General features: G+C 61.9%; 18 protein-coding genes. 4 read left to right on the top strand and 14 right to left on the bottom strand.

What is annotated here, in order from left to right:
• The 11 genes from KJP28_RS15145 to KJP28_RS15095 all read right to left on the bottom strand — a co-directional run.
• Positions 1 to 380 (bottom strand): PfkB family carbohydrate kinase (locus tag KJP28_RS15145; protein WP_255552408.1); only part of this gene is annotated, 380 nt, incomplete at its 3' end.
• Between the two features lie 3 nt (positions 381 to 383).
• Positions 384 to 1,316 (bottom strand): TIM barrel protein, encoded by a 933-nt coding sequence (locus KJP28_RS15140; protein ID WP_255552407.1) that lies wholly within the window; start codon positions 1,314 to 1,316, stop codon positions 384 to 386.
• Complete coding sequence (locus KJP28_RS15135; RefSeq protein WP_218393446.1) at positions 1,313 to 1,603, bottom strand: putative quinol monooxygenase; 291 nt, start codon at positions 1,601 to 1,603, stop codon at positions 1,313 to 1,315. The genes KJP28_RS15140 and KJP28_RS15135 overlap by 4 nt, the downstream gene beginning before the upstream one ends.
• Before the next feature lie 55 nt (positions 1,604 to 1,658).
• Positions 1,659 to 2,600 carry a sugar phosphate isomerase/epimerase family protein gene (locus tag KJP28_RS15130; RefSeq protein WP_218393445.1) on the bottom strand — a complete coding sequence of 314 codons (942 nt, stop codon included), beginning with the start codon at positions 2,598 to 2,600 and terminating at the stop codon, positions 1,659 to 1,661.
• Between the two features lie 25 nt (positions 2,601 to 2,625).
• Entirely contained in the window at positions 2,626 to 3,798 is a 1,173-nt protein-coding gene (locus KJP28_RS15125; RefSeq protein ID WP_218393444.1) for a Gfo/Idh/MocA family protein, read from the bottom strand.
• 27 nt (positions 3,799 to 3,825) lie between these two features.
• A complete protein-coding gene (locus KJP28_RS15120) occupies positions 3,826 to 4,851 on the bottom strand; it encodes a Gfo/Idh/MocA family oxidoreductase (RefSeq protein WP_218393443.1) in 1,026 nt (341 codons plus the stop codon).
• 10 nt (positions 4,852 to 4,861) lie between these two features.
• Positions 4,862 to 5,761 carry a sugar phosphate isomerase/epimerase family protein gene (locus KJP28_RS15115; RefSeq protein WP_218393442.1) on the bottom strand — a complete coding sequence of 300 codons (900 nt, stop codon included), beginning with the start codon at positions 5,759 to 5,761 and terminating at the stop codon, positions 4,862 to 4,864.
• A 69-nt stretch (positions 5,762 to 5,830) separates the two neighbouring features.
• Positions 5,831 to 6,661, bottom strand: a complete 831-nt coding sequence (locus KJP28_RS15110; protein ID WP_218393441.1) for an ATP-binding cassette domain-containing protein — start codon at positions 6,659 to 6,661, stop codon at positions 5,831 to 5,833.
• A 4-nt stretch (positions 6,662 to 6,665) separates the two neighbouring features.
• Positions 6,666 to 7,661, bottom strand: coding sequence for an ABC transporter permease (locus KJP28_RS15105; RefSeq protein WP_218393440.1), 996 nt, complete (start codon positions 7,659 to 7,661; stop codon positions 6,666 to 6,668).
• A gap of 8 nt (positions 7,662 to 7,669) precedes the next feature.
• Complete coding sequence (locus KJP28_RS15100; RefSeq protein WP_218393439.1) at positions 7,670 to 8,704, bottom strand: ABC transporter permease; 1,035 nt, start codon at positions 8,702 to 8,704, stop codon at positions 7,670 to 7,672.
• A 125-nt stretch (positions 8,705 to 8,829) separates the two neighbouring features.
• Positions 8,830 to 9,804: a substrate-binding domain-containing protein gene (locus KJP28_RS15095; protein ID WP_218393438.1), complete on the bottom strand. Its 975-nt coding sequence runs from the start codon at positions 9,802 to 9,804 to the stop codon at positions 8,830 to 8,832.
• Positions 9,805 to 9,965: 161 nt separating this feature from the next.
• On the opposite strand from KJP28_RS15095, the gene KJP28_RS15090 reads away from it, so the two are divergent.
• Positions 9,966 to 11,006 carry a LacI family DNA-binding transcriptional regulator gene (locus KJP28_RS15090; RefSeq protein WP_218393437.1) on the top strand — a complete coding sequence of 347 codons (1,041 nt, stop codon included), beginning with the start codon at positions 9,966 to 9,968 and terminating at the stop codon, positions 11,004 to 11,006.
• An 807-nt stretch (positions 11,007 to 11,813) separates the two neighbouring features.
• Here the strand turns inward: KJP28_RS15090 and KJP28_RS15085 are convergent.
• A complete protein-coding gene (locus KJP28_RS15085) occupies positions 11,814 to 12,500 on the bottom strand; it encodes a response regulator transcription factor (protein WP_218393436.1) in 687 nt (228 codons plus the stop codon).
• A gap of 153 nt (positions 12,501 to 12,653) precedes the next feature.
• On the opposite strand from KJP28_RS15085, the gene ribA reads away from it, so the two are divergent.
• Together ribA and KJP28_RS15075 are read left to right on the top strand one after the other, a co-directional pair.
• The gene (gene ribA, locus KJP28_RS15080) at positions 12,654 to 13,739 is read left to right on the top strand and encodes a GTP cyclohydrolase II (protein WP_218393435.1); all 1,086 of its coding nucleotides are present in this window, start codon (positions 12,654 to 12,656) and stop codon (positions 13,737 to 13,739) included.
• The gene (locus tag KJP28_RS15075; protein ID WP_336245345.1) at positions 13,736 to 14,236 is read left to right on the top strand and encodes a L,D-transpeptidase family protein; all 501 of its coding nucleotides are present in this window, start codon (positions 13,736 to 13,738) and stop codon (positions 14,234 to 14,236) included. The genes ribA and KJP28_RS15075 overlap by 4 nt, the downstream gene beginning before the upstream one ends.
• 27 nt (positions 14,237 to 14,263) lie before the next feature.
• Here KJP28_RS15075 and KJP28_RS15070 read toward each other — a convergent pair whose 3' ends face one another.
• Positions 14,264 to 14,917: a YggS family pyridoxal phosphate-dependent enzyme gene (locus KJP28_RS15070; protein ID WP_218393434.1), complete on the bottom strand. Its 654-nt coding sequence runs from the start codon at positions 14,915 to 14,917 to the stop codon at positions 14,264 to 14,266.
• 99 nt (positions 14,918 to 15,016) lie between these two features.
• On the bottom strand, positions 15,017 to 15,877 hold the full coding sequence (locus tag KJP28_RS15065) for a porin (protein ID WP_218393433.1): 861 nt from the start codon (positions 15,875 to 15,877) through the stop codon (positions 15,017 to 15,019).
• 308 nt (positions 15,878 to 16,185) lie between these two features.
• Here KJP28_RS15065 and KJP28_RS15060 point away from each other — a divergent pair, with 308 nt between their 5' ends.
• A complete protein-coding gene (locus KJP28_RS15060) occupies positions 16,186 to 16,698 on the top strand; it encodes a DUF3576 domain-containing protein (protein ID WP_218393432.1) in 513 nt (170 codons plus the stop codon).
• Positions 16,699 to 16,734: the final 36 nt, after the last annotated feature.

Here is a 16,734-nt window from a genome sequence, read left to right as displayed (position 1 = left end):
ACGAAGTCCGGGTCGATGTCATCCTCGCACAGCGCCATGTCCGCGCAGTTCTCGCGGTAGAAGATCAGCGGAAACTGTTCCTCGTCGCGGATACCGAGGATGACGAGCGCGGTCAGCCGCTCCGGGTCGGTCACGATCCCGTCCGTGCTCACCCCCTCGCGCGCCAGCTCCTCGACGATGAAGCGCCCCATATGCTCGTCCCCGACCCGGCTGATGAGCGCGGACTTCAGCCCCAGCCTTGCCGTCCCCGCCGCGATGTTCGTGGGCGAGCCGCCGATGTATTTCGAGAACGACCCCATATCCTCAAGCCGGCCGCCGATCTGGTCGCCGTAAAGGTCCACCCCCGCCCGGCCGATGGTGATGACGTCAAGTTTGGTCATGGCTCAGTACCCCGAATTGGCAAGGAAGCGACGCGACGCGGCGAGGTCGCCCAGAACCCCGGCCTGATTTCGCGGGTCGCGTTCCTGTTCGATTGTGATGTAGCCGCCATAGCCCTTGTCCGTGAGAAGGCGGCGAATGGCGGAATAGTCGATGTCGCCCTGCCCGATGGGGCACATGACACCCTGCGCGCAGGCGTCGAAAAAGCGGATTTTCTCACCCAAGATGCGCGCGTAGACGACCGGATCGATATCCTTGAAATGGATATAGTCGAGACGATCCCAGTAGCGCTCGAGCTCGGCCACCGGGTCCATGCCCGAATAGGCCAGATGCCCGGTGTCGAGGCAGAACCCGGCCAGATCGGGCGCAATGTCCTCCGCCACCCGCGCGATCTCGTCCGCGAATTCGATGTAGCCCCCGGCATGGGGATGAATGACAGCGCGCACGCCGAAACCGTCGCGGGCCAACGTGGCGATGGCGCGGATGTTGTCCATCATGCCTGCCCAAGCTGTGCCCTCGAGCCGCGGCGCACGATCCGGGTGTCCGGCTGCGAAATCACGCACGTCATGGCCCCAGTCCATGACGGTCAGATATGGGCCATCGACCCGCTGCCCGTCCAGCGACGCTGGCTTCGGCAGCGCGGTGATCAGGGCGCAGATCTCGCGCGTCTGGCGCAAAAGCGACTCGCGATTGGCAGGATCGACCAGATCGTCGAAGATCGTTCCCGCCACGATGATCAGCCCGCGTTTCCCCAGCGCCTCGGACACGCGCGGCACGTCCAGCGGCATGTAGCCATAGGGGCCAAGTTCGAGCCCGCCGAACCCGGCTTTCGCGGCTTGGTCCAAAACCGTCTCCCACTCCGGGAGGTGCGGGTTCGCGACGTCATCGACACCCCAGCAACAGGGCGCGCAGGTGATGGTGATCTGAGACTGGATCATTGGTCTTCGGCCGGCTGGACCGTCTCGAACACGAGCCGGTCGTGGAACTGTTCGTGAAAGGTGATGAAGTCCTTGGTGTGGTCCTGTTCCATGTGGAAATCGTGGGCGGCCCGGTCTTGCCACGTCTCGACGAACACCAGCCGCTCCGGCTTGTCGGTGCAGGCGAAGAAATCGTATTGCAGGCAGCCGGGTTCGGCGCGGGTGGCGGCCTGGGCCACGGGCGCACGGGCAAGGATCTGTTCTCGCCCCCCCGGCACGCAATCGATCGTGATGATGAACTTATACATGGCGCCGGCTCCCGAAGGGTCCGGGCGGGGCGCGCGGCGCCGCCCGGACCGAAGGTTAGCGGATGATCGTCGCTTGCAGCGCGTCGATGGACGACTGGATACCCGCGTTGGTGGACATGGTGAAATCCTCCATCTCCAGCGAAACCCAGTCGTCGTAGCCCATCATCCCGACGACCGAGAAAAACTCCTTCCACCACTGAAGATCGTGACCGGCACCGACCGCGACGTAGTTCCACGAGCGGTTGGCGACGTCGGTCACCTCCTTGAGTTCGAGGTAACCGTTCACGTCTGCAAGGCCGCGCTCGATGCGGGTGTCCTTGCCGTGAACGTGGTGAATGGCATCGCCAAGGGCGCGCGCCACAGCGATCGGGCAGGCCCCTTTCCAGAACAGGTGCGACGGGTCGAGGTTCATGCCCACCATCGGGCCGACTTCGTCGCGCAGGCGGAACAGGGTCTCGGGGTTCCACACCAGCATGGCCGAGAAATTCTCGAGCGCAATCTTCTCGACGCCGACCTTGGTCGCGTGCTCGACCAGACCGTGCCAGAACGGGAATGCGCGGTCCTCCCACTGGTATCGGTCCCGCTCCGGCATCTCGTCCGGCCAGCTCTTGGTATAGACGAGCCAATTGGGAACCACATCGCCGGGCGCGGCTTCGGGCAGGCCGGACATGGTGACGATCTTCTTCACGCCGATTTCGCCCGCGAGCGTGAAGGTGTCTTCCATTTCCTTGCGGTGGCGTTCGCCCATCGCGCCCGGATCAAGCGGGTTGGCCGAGCAGTTGAGCGCCGCGATCTCAAGCCCGCGGGTTTCGATTTCCTTGAGTTTCTGCTTGAGCAGACCCTTGTCCGCCAGAAGCTCATCGGCGCGGAAATGCGGGGCGGGCGACCAGCCGCCGCCGGTCATTTCGACTCCCTCGACGCCAAGGTCCACGCATTTGTCGAGCATGTCGGTGAAGGACAGATCGCCCATCACATCGGTGCAGATCGAAAGTTTCATGTCTCGGTTTCCTTTGCAGAGTCGGTTATTCGAAGTCGACCCAGGCAGCGTCCTGGTCGGCAGATTTCACGCAATTCTCGAGCCAGCGGACGCCCTCGAGACCTGCGTGGATGTCGGGGTAGTGATGGCTCGCAAGGAATGCGTCGTCGCCGCGCATTTTCGCGTCGATGGCTTGCGCGATCCAAAGGTAGATATTGGACCAGCTGTCCCCCAGCCCTTCGGTATGGAGCGCGCCCATACGGTCGGCGGCGAGGCTTTCGTCCTCGAGATAAGGCATGCCGTGATGCATGATCCGCTCGGGCTCGCCCTGCACCTGATAGATCAACTGATCCGGATGGCTGTCGGACCATGCGACCGATGCCTTGGACCCGACGAAGCGGTAACGTTGTGACCCCATGTTGCCGGCATCCACCGACGACACCCAGAGCCGCCCGCGCGCGCCATTGTCGTAGTGCATGAGCACGGTCGCGTGGTCTTCGAGCGGGGCGCGCGACGGGATGAATGCGGTGCGGTCGCACAGGAGCTTTTCGACCTTGATGTCGCCCAGCACGATCTCGGAGAGGTAATAAAGATGGGTGCCGATATCGCCCAGAACGAAGGTCGGGCCGGAGCGCTTCGGATCGGTGCGCCACTGAACGGCTTCGGGCGCGCCTACGTCGTCACCCGCGTTGAAGCCGTGGGTATAGGCCATGTCGACGATGCGGATATCGCCAAGCATGCCCTTCTTCACCATCGCTGCCATCTGATGCACCAGCGGGTGTCCGGTGAAGCCGTAGGTCACACCGACGATAAGGCCCTTTTCCTCGGCCAGCGCCTTGATCTCTTCGCTTTCCTTCACGGTGAAGAACAGCGGCTTTTCGCAGATCACATGGATACCCGCTTCAAGCAGGGCCTTGGTGATCTCGAAATGGGTAAAGTTCGGCGTCGCCACCGAGACCACGTCCACGCCGTCCGCGCGCCCGGTCTCGGCAGCGATCAGCTCTTGGTAGGTCGCGTAGCACCGGTCCTCGGCAACGCCCAGCTTGGTGCCGAAATCGCGGCCGCGATCCGCGTCGAGGTCAAAGGCCCCGGCGACCAGTTGATAGGTGCCGTCACGCAGCGCCCCGGTGCGGTGCTTGTAGCCGACCTGCCCGGTGCGGCCGCCGCCGACCATGCCCCAACGCAAGGGCCGCGCAATAGTTCTTTCGCCGTTGATCATCTGTTTGTCTTTCTTGAGAGAGGGTCTTCAAGCCGCAGCACGTGCTGACTTCGGGCCGTAAAGGTCGGGTTTTTCGATCATCGTGACGCGTTCGTAAGCGCCGCTGTCGACGGCGCGTAGGGCTGCATCGGCGACCAGGGTGGCGGCGTAGCCATCCCAGGCCGAGGGGCCGGTGGCCGTGCCTTGGCCGGCAGCCACGATCCACTCGCGGAACTCCTGATCATAGGCTTCGATGAACCGTTCGCGCCAATCTTCGGGGATCGCTTGGCGGATGCCGTGCTGATCGGTGATAACGGTCGCGGGGCGGTTCGGCAGGGCCGCGATACCTTGCTCGCAGGACACTTCGCCCCGGATGTCATAGCCGTATGCGATGTTGACCGAGATCTCGACATCGACGATCGCGCCGTCTTCCATGTGCAAAAGCACCATCGTCGGATCGCGCAGATCCTTGCCGCGTGTGGACCGGCGCGGCAGGCGCACTTCGACGCCCTTCACCTCGTCCGACAGAAGCCACCGGGAAATGTCGGCGTCATGCACCAGCGTATCGTTAAGCGGCATGTCCGAGGTATAAAGACCTTCGGGAACGCTCGCATTGCGATGCACGGATTTGTACATCAACGGCGCGCCCAGCGTGCCGCCGTCGATGACCGCCTTCAGACGCCGATAATCGGCATCGAAGCGGCGCATGAAACCGACCTGCACCAGCCGCCGACCAAAGGCCACTTCCGCCTCGATCACTTTCCGCGCGGCGGTCTCGGAGGTCACCATGGGCTTTTCGCAAAAGACCGGTTTTCCGGCAGCAATGCAGTCTAGAAGCTGCTCTTCATGCGCCGGACCCCATGAGCAGATCACTACGGCCTCGACCTGATCCGACGTGATCAGGGCCTTCGGCGTGTCGAACACCTGCGCCCCTTCGGGCGCCGCCTGTCGCGCGCGGTCGAGGTCGATGTCGGTCACCGCGACGACGGCTACACCCGAAAGCACCTGAGTCAGACGCCGGATATGGTCCTGACCGATCATCCCGGTCCCGATGACGCCGATGTTGAGAGCCATGATCCCCTCCTCAGTCGAAGTATTTGTCGATGTAGCGCTGCATCTCTGCGCGCATGAACGTGCCGCTCTCGTCGGCCTTTTCTTCCCAGGCGAAGACACAAGCCGTCATGATCCCGTCGAAGCCGATCTCGGCGAGCGTGCGGTAGAAATCGTCCCACGGCACCTCGCCCTGCCCGATGTTCAGATGCTGGTGCACGCGCGCGGTCGAGCCCGGCGGGTTGATGATGTAGCGCAGGCCGGAGCTGGCCTTGTGGTTGAACGTGTCCGCGATGTGGACATGTGCCAGCACATCCGCGCATTCCTTGAGCATCGCGACCGTATCGTCACCGAAATAGAAGGTGTGCGGCGTGCAGTAGAGGAACTTGACCCGGTCGCTGTTCACGGTGCGGATCAGATCGACCGACGGCTGAAGCGTCTCGACCCAGTCCTCGGGGTGCGGCTCGATGTGCAGGTTGATGCCCTCACGCTCGAAGATCGGCACCAGCTCGTCCATCGACCGCCACCAGGCATCTTCGCAGGCTTCGATCATGGACCCGGTATGACAGCAATAGCAGGTGCCCTTGTCCGGGTGCGGACCGCGGCCGAACTCGGAATTCATCGTGTCCACTTCCATCTCGACCGCGATCTCGATGGCGCGTTTCCAATGCTTCACGGCGGCCTTGCGCTCGTCCTCGTCGTTCGACGCCCAGCGATACATCGGCAGCAGCGTGGCGATGCCGACGTCGGCGTCTTTGAGCGCCTTCTTGAAGCTCTTGATGCGGTCCGGAAAGACGCGCGGGGCTTTGAACCACTCAAGGAAGTCGCCACGCGGCGACAGCTCGATCCAGTCGTAGCCAAGCTCTTTGACCTTCGACGGCAACTCTTCGAGCGAGAGGTGGCGGTGCATAAACGGGTCGAGGGCGATTTTCATATCCGGTCCTCCGGGTGTTGGTGTTGGGTGCCCGCACCGGCACGAAGCCGACGCGGGCGGGAGGTATATTTATTCGGCTGGTTCGACCTTGGGCGGATGCCCGTCGTGGGCTTCCATGTAGCCTTCGATCTCCTGTTCGAGATCGGCCATGTTCTGGCCGCCCGCCATGAGATCGGTGATCTCTTCGCGGGTCTTCTCGCCCTTGCGGAAGTCGGCGGCGATCGCGCCCCGGATCAGAACCGCGAAGTGGTCGCCCACGGTCATCGCGTGCATCACCTGGTGCGTGATGAAGATCACCGCGAGGCCGCGTTTCTTGGCCTCGTTCACAATCCGCAGAACGTGCGCCGCCTGTTTGACGCCGAGGGCCGCCGTCGGCTCGTCGAGGATCAGAACCCGCGCCCCGAAGTAGACCGCGCGCGCGATGGCGAGCGACTGACGCTCACCGCCCGAAAGGCCGCCGACCAGACGGTCGCCATCGTCGATCCGGGTGATGCCCATTTTCTGGACCTCCTCCACGGCGATCTTGTTGGCTTTCTTGCGGTCGTAGACCTTGAACGGCCCGAAACCCTTGGTCGGCTCCTGCCCCATGAAGAAGTTGCGACCCACGGACATGAGCGGATAGGTCCCGCCGAACTGGTGCACCGTAGCGATCCCGCGATCTTGGGCATCACGCGGCCCGGAGAAGATCACCGGCTCACCATCGACAAGGATCTCGCCACGGGTGGCGTTGTGCACGCCGGCGAGCGTCTTGATGAGCGTCGATTTACCCGCGCCGTTGTCACCGAGAAGGCAAAGCACCTCCCCTTCGCGGACCTTGAGCGAAATTTCATGGAGCACGTCGATCGGGCCAAAGCTCTTGTCGACGTTCTTCAGTTCGAGGACGACTTTTTTGTCGGACATGATTTCAGCCTTTCTTCTTCTTGACGGCGGTGAGCGCCTTTTTGCGGAAGGTCACGTTCATCCCGACCGCGACAAGGAGCATCACGCCGATGATGAGGTTCGCCCAGTTGCGGTCGATGTCGGTGAAATCGATGCCTTTGACGACGATGGCGAAGGTGATGGTGCCGACGAAGACACCGACGATGGAGCCAAAGCCACCGGTCAGAAGCACGCCCCCGACCACGACGCTGACGACGATGTTGAAGATGTCGTTCATCCCGCCCGAGACCTGAGCCGAGTTGAACAGGATCGCATGACACATGCCCACGAAGGAGGCCGCCGTTGCGGTGCCCACGAAGAGCAGGATCGTGATCCGGTCGACCGGAATACCGGCATTGCGGGCAGAGACCTTGTCGCCGCCGATGGCGAAGATCCAGTTGCCGTATTTCGTCTGGTGCATGATGAACCAGAAGACGGCCGCGATGATGATCCACCAGATGATGACGACCTGGTGGTTGCCGCCGAACATGAGGTCACCGAAGACCGTCTTGGCCCACTGTGGCGCTTGCAGCGGGACCGAAGCGGCACCTGTCAGCAGCTTGGACCCGGCAAGCACGATGCCTTGCATGGCGACCAGCGTGCCAAGTGTGATGATCAGGGTCGGCACTGACGTCCGCACCGCGAGGATACCGTTGAAGAGCCCTACGAGAACGCCGACCGTCAACGCACCGATGATGCCGAGAATGATCGGCAACTCGAAATACCCCGAGATGATCGCCGTCGTCATGGCACCCGCCGGGATCATCGCCCCGATCGAGATGTCGATTTCGCCTGAGATCATCAGGAGACCCAGGGCCACCGCGACGATACCGATGCGGGCGGCGTAATTGACCCAACTGGCTGCACCGAAGAGCTGGCCCAGATCCACGCCACCGAAGATGACGTAGAAAGCGAGCACGCCGATCAGGCTCAGGATCGAAGCAGCGGCGGGGCGGCGAAGGAGTGTTGCGACCGAGTCCATGATCTTCCTCACTTCTTCTTTGTTGCGTAGCTGAGCGCGAGGGCGCGGAAGCTGTCGTTGGTGAGAACCGCGGCGAGCAGGAGCGCACCGATGATGATGGAGCCGACGTTCGGGTCGAGCCGGGCGAAGAAGATGCCCTGGTTCACGACCGCGAAGGTCATGGTGCCAAGCACGATGCCGATGATCGACCCGGCCCCGCCCGTCAGGATCACGCCGCCGATGACGGCGCACATTATCGAGTTGAAAATAAACGGCTGCCCGCCCGCGACTTGCGCGCTTTGGTAGGTCATGACCTGCGCGATGCCCACGAATGCGGCCGCGAAACCCGACATCATGAAGAGCGAGACTTTGAGCTTGGCTGTGGGCACACCGGCATTGCGCGCGCTCTCCGCATCTCCACCGAGCGCGAAGACCCAGTTCCCGATGGGCGAGATGTGCAGGAAGTAGAAGAACACCGCGATGAACCCCATCCACCAGAAGATCGACACGTTGAACATGCCGCCGATGAAGGTGCCGAGCAGCGACTTGGTCAGCGGGTCGGGCACGTAGCCGACGCTGGTGGAGCCTTTGACGAGCACCGCAAGGCCCAGCGTCAGCCCCATGACGGCAAACATTATGCCGATGGTGACGATCAGCGACGGAATCGAAGTGCGGGTTACGATCATGCCGTTCACGAACCCGACGAGCAGGCCGACCGACAAAGCTCCGCCGATACCCACGATCGCAGGCAGCCCGAATTGCCCGGACAGGAGCGCGCAAGTCACCGAAGATGCAGGAACGACTGCGCCGACCGAGATGTCGAACTCGCCCGAGATCATCAAAAGACCGACGGGAAGTGCGATGATGCCGACCTCGGCGGCGATGTTGAGCCAGCTCGACCAGCCGGGAGCGCCCATGAACACCGCGCCACCGAGGATCGCGAAAAAGATGTAGACCACGACGAACCCGATAAGGGAGCCGGCCTCAGGTCGCCGGATCAGGCTTCCGATCGAGAAGCCCGAGGTGGCGGTGTCTGCTGGTGCATTTGCTGCGGGCGAAGACATAGATTCCGTTCCTCTTGAATCCGTGTGGCGGCGATCTGTCGGCGTGCAAGCGCGGTCGATCTGGCCTCGGTGGCCGCCCGATGACACCGGGCGACCGCTGGTCTTTGGGTGGTGCGCCGGGCGCCTTAGCGCGCGCCAGCCTCGACGCCTGCGATGACCTGCTCGACGTTCGAAGCATCGACGATGCCCGGACCGGTGAGGATTTCACGGGTCGGGATCGTGGTGCCGTAGGTCACATAGTTGTTCAGGATCGACACGGCGAAGAAGCCTTGCTGATAGCCTTGCTGGTCGATGGCGCACGCTTGCGTGCCGGCCTGGATGTTCGCCAGAACCGTCTCGTTGAAGTTCATCCCGCAGACGTGGACCGAACCGGTCTTGCCTGCCTGCTGGATGCCCGAGATGGTGGCCGACGTGTCACCGCCGCCGATTGCGAACAACGCGTCGATGTCGGGGTTCTGGATCAGGTGGGCGCGCACGGCCTGTGCGACTGCGGTCGCATCGCCGTAAGCGGTCGCGGGCAGTTGGAGCGTTTCGCCGTTGCCGCCGGTGGCAGCCAGACCGTCGATAAAGCCAGAGCAGAACGCCTCGATGTTGGCCGCGCCGGGCAGCGTGTTCACGCAAGCTCCGGTCTGGTGGCCCGCGTTTCCGAGGTATTCGCCGCCTGCGTAGCCCGACTTGTAGTCGACAGCGCCGACGTAGTTCAGAGCCCCGAGACGGTCAGCGGATTCGATGCCGCCAGCGTTGTAGATGACGAGCGGGATGTCGGCGGCGACAACGGCCTCGAAGGCCGGGTCCATCGCTTCGGGAACCCAGTTCGGGCCGACGATGGCGTCTGCGCCCTGGTCGATTGCCTGGCGGATCAACTCCGCAGCGTCCGGGCCGAGGTTGTCGTAGTTCTGCGGGCCGAGCCAGGTGACCGAGCCGCCCTGCATTTCAGCCACGGCACCGGCGTCTTCGGCACCTTTCTTGACGCGCGACCAGAACGGATCGTCCGGCTTGCCGCCGATGACGAAGATGTCGGCGGCCATGGCGGTGCCGGCGGTCAGGGCGATTGCAGCAGAGGCCAGCAGGCCACGCGCGATGCGCGAGTTCAATGTCATTTTGGATGTCCTCCCATTTCACTGCCCGGTCACTCCCCTCCTCAGGGGCTCCGGATGGCGGTTTGGTAACGGATGATTCAGAATTGTGAAATCCTTCTTGCCATTTTTTGAAACGAAAGTATCATTTTGTATCATATCAAAATGAACCATTGGCGGGCTTGATGTTGAAACAGCGGGTAACAATAGCGGACCTTGCACGGGAATCCGGCGTCAGCATTTCGACGGTAAACCGAATTCTCGCAGGCGCTGAAAATGTGCGCGGAGCGACGATCGAACATGTCCAGCAGGTGGCTGAGAAAATTGGTTTTTATGGCACGGGCGTTCTGTCCGCGCGTCGCGAGGACGCGTTGCCCCATTTTCGATTCGGCTTCTTGTTGCAGCAATCGACGCGTGACCTCTATCGCCTGTTTGGCGAAAAAGTCCGTGAAGCGGCATCGGCGCGGCGTGATGAGCGCATCGATTGTCTGGTGGATTTTGTCGACCGCCTGGAGCCTTCAAATATCGCAGGCCGTCTCCGCGCGCTAGGCAAGGAGTGTGACGCAGTGGCGCTGATTGCAGCTGACCACCCTCTGATCGGCCAGGCGATTCGTGAACTCCGCGACAATGGGACGAGTGTGGTGACCTACATCACCGATCAATCAGCTCCAGAGCGCGCGGGCTTTGTCGGCACAGACAACTGGAAGCTCGGTCGCACTGCTGCGTTCTTCATCACGCAGATGACACAGGGCCGCGGGCGCATTGCGGTCTTCATTGGCAATCATCGCTATCAATGCCAAGACGTCGCGGATGCCGCCTTTCGCTCATACATTCGCGAACATGCGCCGGATTTGATCGTCAACGAAAGCGAACCCACACACGAAGACAGCTCGCATGCCTACGAAATGGTCCGCGACCTGATCGCAAAGCACGAGGACCTTCGCGGTATCCTGATCGTGGGCGGCGGTATCTCTGGAGTGCTGCGCGCCTTACGTGAGGCACCTGAAGACCGCCGCAGCCAAATCAAGTTGGTCTGCCGGGACATTGGCCCCGAAACGCGCAAAGGTCTCACGGAAGGATTGATCACCGCTGCCCTGTGTCACCCAATGGACCAGACGTCCGAGACGTTGATCCAGACGATGATCGACGTCGCGACACGCGATGAACCTGGGCCGACGCTCCAAAAAACCATCCCTTTCGAGATCATAACGCAGGAAAATATCTGATCCCCCTGCACTCGGGGCTCACATCCTATCGCGCTATTGATCGACTTGGCACATCTCGCTGAAGCGCGAAGGCGTCCGTTGAACGGGGAGGAACTCCAAAGGAGCTTCTGCGAGAAGGTCTCAAATTGCGCAAGCGTGGCGGTCATAATAGATGACTCTCGGCAAAAGCGTTCATGGCGCCCCGGCAAAGGCCAAACCAGGACGAGTGCCGGGACTTCGTGTCGGACACCGCCAGACACACATTTCTAAGCGACCGGACTTTCAACGTGCTCTGGCAGCTGACTGCTTCAGCGCCGCCGTCTAATGCCGTGGTTTCTTTGCGTCGGGGCTCGTCGCCTGACGCGCCACGAGGCCTGCATCGAACCTCTTTGCTTCCTTGGTGGAACGGCCCTCTACGGGAAGCGCTCGATTCTCCGCCTGATTTAGAATTGCAAAACGCCTTTGAACCATCCAGCTATCGCTTCGGATTGTGCAACCTGTGCGCAATACGCGCCCCGGATTGGCTCGCGCCGTTATTATGTCGGTGGGGATGCAACCGGGGATCATTGAATGCCCAATGCGGACCCGCCCCAGCTCCCGAAAAAAGAGGTGGTCCCACGCCAGAGAAGCTTGCCGTTCCAAGTAGGAAAAGGCTATTGATTTCAAAGGCTGTGGGACCACCAGTCCAACAGGGAGGATGCCGCACCATTACCCCGGCACGGCGAGGGGTCTCTCGTATCGTTTGCCGTAAGGAAACAATACCACGTCTTCCACTTTTTTACTGTGCAATCGCGGCGTGAATAAGGCGGGAGTCCCTACCTGTGGCGGTCAGGCCACAAGCCGATAACCGCCCGATTCCGTCACGAGAAGGCGGGCATTGCCGGGGTCCGGCTCGATCTTCTGGCGCAAGCGATAGATGTGTGTCTCGAGCGTATGGGTCGTTACACCCGCATTATAGCCCCAGACTTCGTGCAGCAGCACGTCACGCGCCACCACGCCTTCCGACGAGCGATAAAGGAATTTCAAGATGTTGGTTTCCTTTTCGGTCAGCCGGATTTTCCGATCTTCCTCGGTGATGAGCATCTTCATCGCCGGTTTGAACGTGTACGGCCCAAGCTGAAACACCGCATCTTCGCTTTGCTCGTGCTGGCGCAGCTGTGCGCGGATCCGGGCGAGCAGCACGGGGAATTTGAACGGCTTGGTGACGTAGTCGTTCGCGCCCGCATCGAGGCCAAGGATGGTATCGGCATCGCTGTCATGGCCGGTCAGCATCAGGATCGGGCATTTGACGCCCTGTTTGCGCATCAGTTTGCACAACTCGCGGCCGTCCGTATCGGGCAGACCCACGTCGAGAATCACCAGATCATAGATCTGTTCCTTGGCCTTCTGCATCGCGTCCGCGCCATTCGCGGCTTCGAACACTTCGAAATCCTCGGTCATGATCAATTGTTCGGCGAGCGCTTCGCGCAGGTCTTCATCGTCGTCCACGAGAAGAATGTTCTTTTGGGTCGCCATAGCGGGTCCTCCATACCGTTTCATCAGACTTCGGAATGAGACACGAGTCCGACAATGTTTGTGGCAATACGTTCACGGCCTCGTGTCGGGATCACCCTAAATGTTTCACTTTCCCGTGGGAGCCGCCTATCTAGGGGGCTTGAAAGGGAAAAAATGTCGCTCGCACCGAACCAGACCGAACTCACCGCACGGGCCCGTGCAGACCTGCGCATGGGGCTTCCGGTCGTGCTTGAGGCCGGGTCTCGCGCCGCGTTGGTCACGGCTGTCGAAACGCTGACCACGGCGCGGCTGGACGACATGCGGGGCATCGGCACCGTGCAGCTCGCCATCACGCCGCGGCGTGCGGCGACGCTCAAGGCGCGGCCCTATTCCGACCTCGTCGCGCGCGTCGTCGTGCCGGACAGCGAGGGCGTGCGCTGGATCATGGGCGTGGCCGATCCGAAAGACGACCTCAGGGTGCCCATGAAAGGACCACTCTCGACTGAACGCGGCGGCGACGAACGGCTGGCCTCGACGGCCATCACACTTGCAAAATCCGCCATGCTTCTGCCCGCCGCGCTGATCGTCGAGGTGTCCGACGGCGCCGCGCTGGCGGCCAGGCATGGCCTCACACACGTCAACCTGACCCATGCGCCCGTCGAGCCGCCCCTTGCGACCTTGACCGAAGTCGTCTCGGCCCGTGTTCCGCTCGAGGTGTCCGAAGCCGGTCGCCTGCACATTTTCCGGCCGGAAGACGGCGGGGAAGAGCATTACGCAGTCGAGATCGGACGCCCGGACCGGGACAAGCCCGTGCTGTCCCGTCTGCACTCGGCATGTTTTACCGGCGACCTTCTGGGCAGCCTGAAATGCGATTGCGGCCCGCAGCTTCGTGCGGCACTTGCGGCAATGGGCGAGGCCGGCGCCGGTGTGCTGCTCTACCTGAACCAGGAAGGACGCGGCATCGGCCTTGCCAACAAGATGCGGGCGTATTCGTTGCAGGATCAGGGTTTCGACACGGTCGAAGCGAACCACAGGCTTGGCTTCGAAGACGATGAGCGTGATTTCCGCATCGGGTCCGAGATATTGAAGCGCATGGGTTTCTCTGAGGTCAGGCTCATGACCAACAACCCCGCCAAGGTCGCCATGATGGAGGCGCAGGGTATCGGCGTGACCGAGCGCGTTCCTCTCAAGGTCGGGCGCGGGAGCCACAACACCGCCTATCTCGACACGAAGGCTCGCAAATCGGGCCACCTGTTGTGAGCCACGACCTGTTCGTGACACGCTGGGGTGCGCGGTTCAGGGGGCGACACTTTCCCGTCGCGATCGGTCGCGCTGGCATCACGCCAGACAAGCGCGAAGGCGACGGTGCAACGCCTGCGGGAACCTGGCGGATGATGGAAGGTGGGTATCGAGCGGACCGGGTCGCCATGCCCCGTGCGCCGTTTCCAATGTCACCGATCGGGCCACGAGACCTCTGGTGCGACGATCCCGGCGACGTCGCCTACAACCACAAGGTCTGCGCTCCATTCGAGTCATCGCATGAGCGCCTGCGTCGTGCGGACGGGCTCTACGATATCTTTATCGTCACGGATTGGAATTGGCCCGGGGCCGAGCCGGGCAAAGGGTCGGCCATTTTCATCCATTGCTGGCGCGGTCCACGCAAACCCACCGCCGGGTGCCTTGCGTTCCGACCCGATCACCTGCGCCTTATTCTCGCACATTGGACACCGCGTTCCCGCGTGATCGTCAGGGCCTGACGAAGTCGTGCATCGCACGGTTGAGCGTCAGTCATAGACGCGGTCTCCGAAAATCGCCGAGCCGACGCGGACATAAGTCGCACCCTGTGCCACGGCACGTTCGAAATCGCCCGACATGCCCATGGACAACTCCTCGATCCCGTTGCGTTTGGCGATCTTTGCGAGCAGTGCGAAGTGCAAGGACGGTTCCTCGTCCACCGGCGGAATGCACATCAAACCTTCGATCCTGAGGCCGAGGTCGCGGCATTCCGCAAGAAACGCATCGACGTCCTCGGGCATGACACCCGCCTTCTGCTCTTCCTCTCCGGTGTTCACCTGGACGAACAACCGCGGACAATGACCTGTCTCTTCGGCCAGCCGCGCGATGGTACGGGCGAGCTTGGGGCGGTCGATGGTTTCGATCACGTCGAACAGCTCCATCGCCTGGCGCGCCTTGTTGGTCTGGAGCGGGCCAATCAGATGCAACACGACATCATTGTATTTTTCGCGCAGGTCGGGCCATTTGCCGGCGGCCTCCTGCACTTTGTTCTCGCCGAAAAGTCGGTGGCCGTCGTCCAGCACCGCGACAACGCGCCCGAGCGGCTGAACTTTGGACACGGCCACGAGCCGCGTCGCGCCGACCGCCCGGCCGACCCGTTTCTCTTCGTCACGAATTTTCTGAAGTACGTCGTTCAGGGCCATGTCTTACGTCCTCTCGTTCGAGAACGTTCAATCACGGCACCCCGAAAAAGAAAAGAGCGGGCGCAAGGCCCGCTCTTCCCTGTTCAAATCCCGTTGGGATTAGAAGCTCATCGACACGCCAGCGTAGACAACGTTGGCGAGCGGCGAGTTCACGCCGTTCGAGTGTGCGTAACCAGCTTCGATGGCAACGCCGCCGCCCAGGTCGTAGGCAGCTTCAACACCGTACTCGGTGTCGGAGTTGAAGAACGCCGAGATCGAGTAGGGGCCGGTTGCGTAGCCAGCTTCCACCGCCCAGGAGAACGGGGTCGGGTTACCGAAGTTGTAAGCAACTTCAGCAGCGCCGGTGAAGCCGGAGATGTCGGCCATCACGCCAGCCGAGATCGTGTGCGGCTGAGCCGGAACGTCCGAGCGGTCGTAGTCGTAAGCAACCCAGACGCCGTAGTCGCCGAAGTTGTACGTGCCTTTGGCGCCGAAGTCACCGTTGGTGGTGGCGGTCGAAGCCGGGGTGTGCATCACGCCGTAAACTTCGAGGTCGAAGTTGCCGAACGAGTTGGTGTAGGTCGCGGTGATGTCCCAATCGCCGGGAGTCGTCGCATCGTCGTCAGCGTTGGTGTCGTGAGCGACGGTGACTTTGCCCCAGGAACCGGACAGGTAAACGCTTGCACCGAGAACGACGCCAGCGCCGGTCGGGTAGTCGTTCGTGCCGAACTGTGCGTCACCCGGATCTTTTTGCATGATCGAACCAGCGGAGATGACGACAACGCCAGCGCCGGCTTCGAGGCCGCCGTCGGTGGTGGTCATCATGCCAGCGCGGAACGTCGCGTTGATTTCCGGCTGAAGAGCGCCAGTCGTGATGTTGTAGGCGAGACCGGTGTATGCGGTACCAGTGAAGCTTACGTCTGCAGCGGCGAAACCGGTGGTGCCCACCAGAACCGTCGAAGCAAGGAGAATCTTTTTCATTTCGTTTCCCTCGTTTATCTAAAGGTGCACCTCAATTCAGGGGAATCCGAATTGAGTATGCTGTTTCCTCGCTCTTTCGCGGTTCCGATGCAAGCACGGCAAACGCAAGGGCGAGAATGTGGTTTCGGATGGTGCAGACTTGCCACAGTCCCTGTGCGAGCCCCGAACCCCTCCCCGGCGCAACCCTCTGACAGGCCTATATATAGAGAGCATCCTTCCTAGGCGCGCTATCCATGTCCCGGGAAAACGCTTGCCCGCGCTATTTCGCTTGGGTAGGTAGAGGAAAACCAACGGAACGGGGCGAAGATATGCGTGACGGGCGGATTGTAGTGAAGGCGGTGCTGCTGACCGCACTGGTCGCATTGCCCGCATGTTCCGGCGGCGGATTGTTCGGGGGGCGCAGCAACGCGCCGGACGCCAGCACGACCGCAGAAATGTCGGAACGTCCGGATCGCGCCATTCAGCGGAGCGGCGGCAGCTCGGTTTTCGATCTCTTCACCAATGCTGACGATCCCAACACCACCGTCGAAGTGAACAAGTATCTCTGGAACGCCTCGCTCGACGTTCTGTCATTCATGCCGGTTCAGGCTGCCGATCCCTTCACCGGCGTCATCGTGTTCGGCTACGGTGTTCCGCCCGGCGGCGGCGGCGCGTATCGCGCGACGGTTCATGTCAGCGATCCGGCTCTCGATGCCCGCGGCCTGCATGTCGCGCTTCAGAACCGGGGCGGGCGTCCGGTTTCGACCGAAACACAGCACGCGATCGAGGATGCGATCCTCGGCCGGGCCCGTCAGCTACGCATTCAGGATTACGACTTGTAAGGCGCTGGACCCTAATCCCGCATCACATTACATCAT

Source organism: Maritimibacter dapengensis (assembly GCF_019218265.1).
GTDB lineage: Bacteria > Pseudomonadota > Alphaproteobacteria > Rhodobacterales > Rhodobacteraceae > Maritimibacter > Maritimibacter dapengensis.
This window is presented reverse-complemented; position numbering and strand designations above follow the sequence as displayed.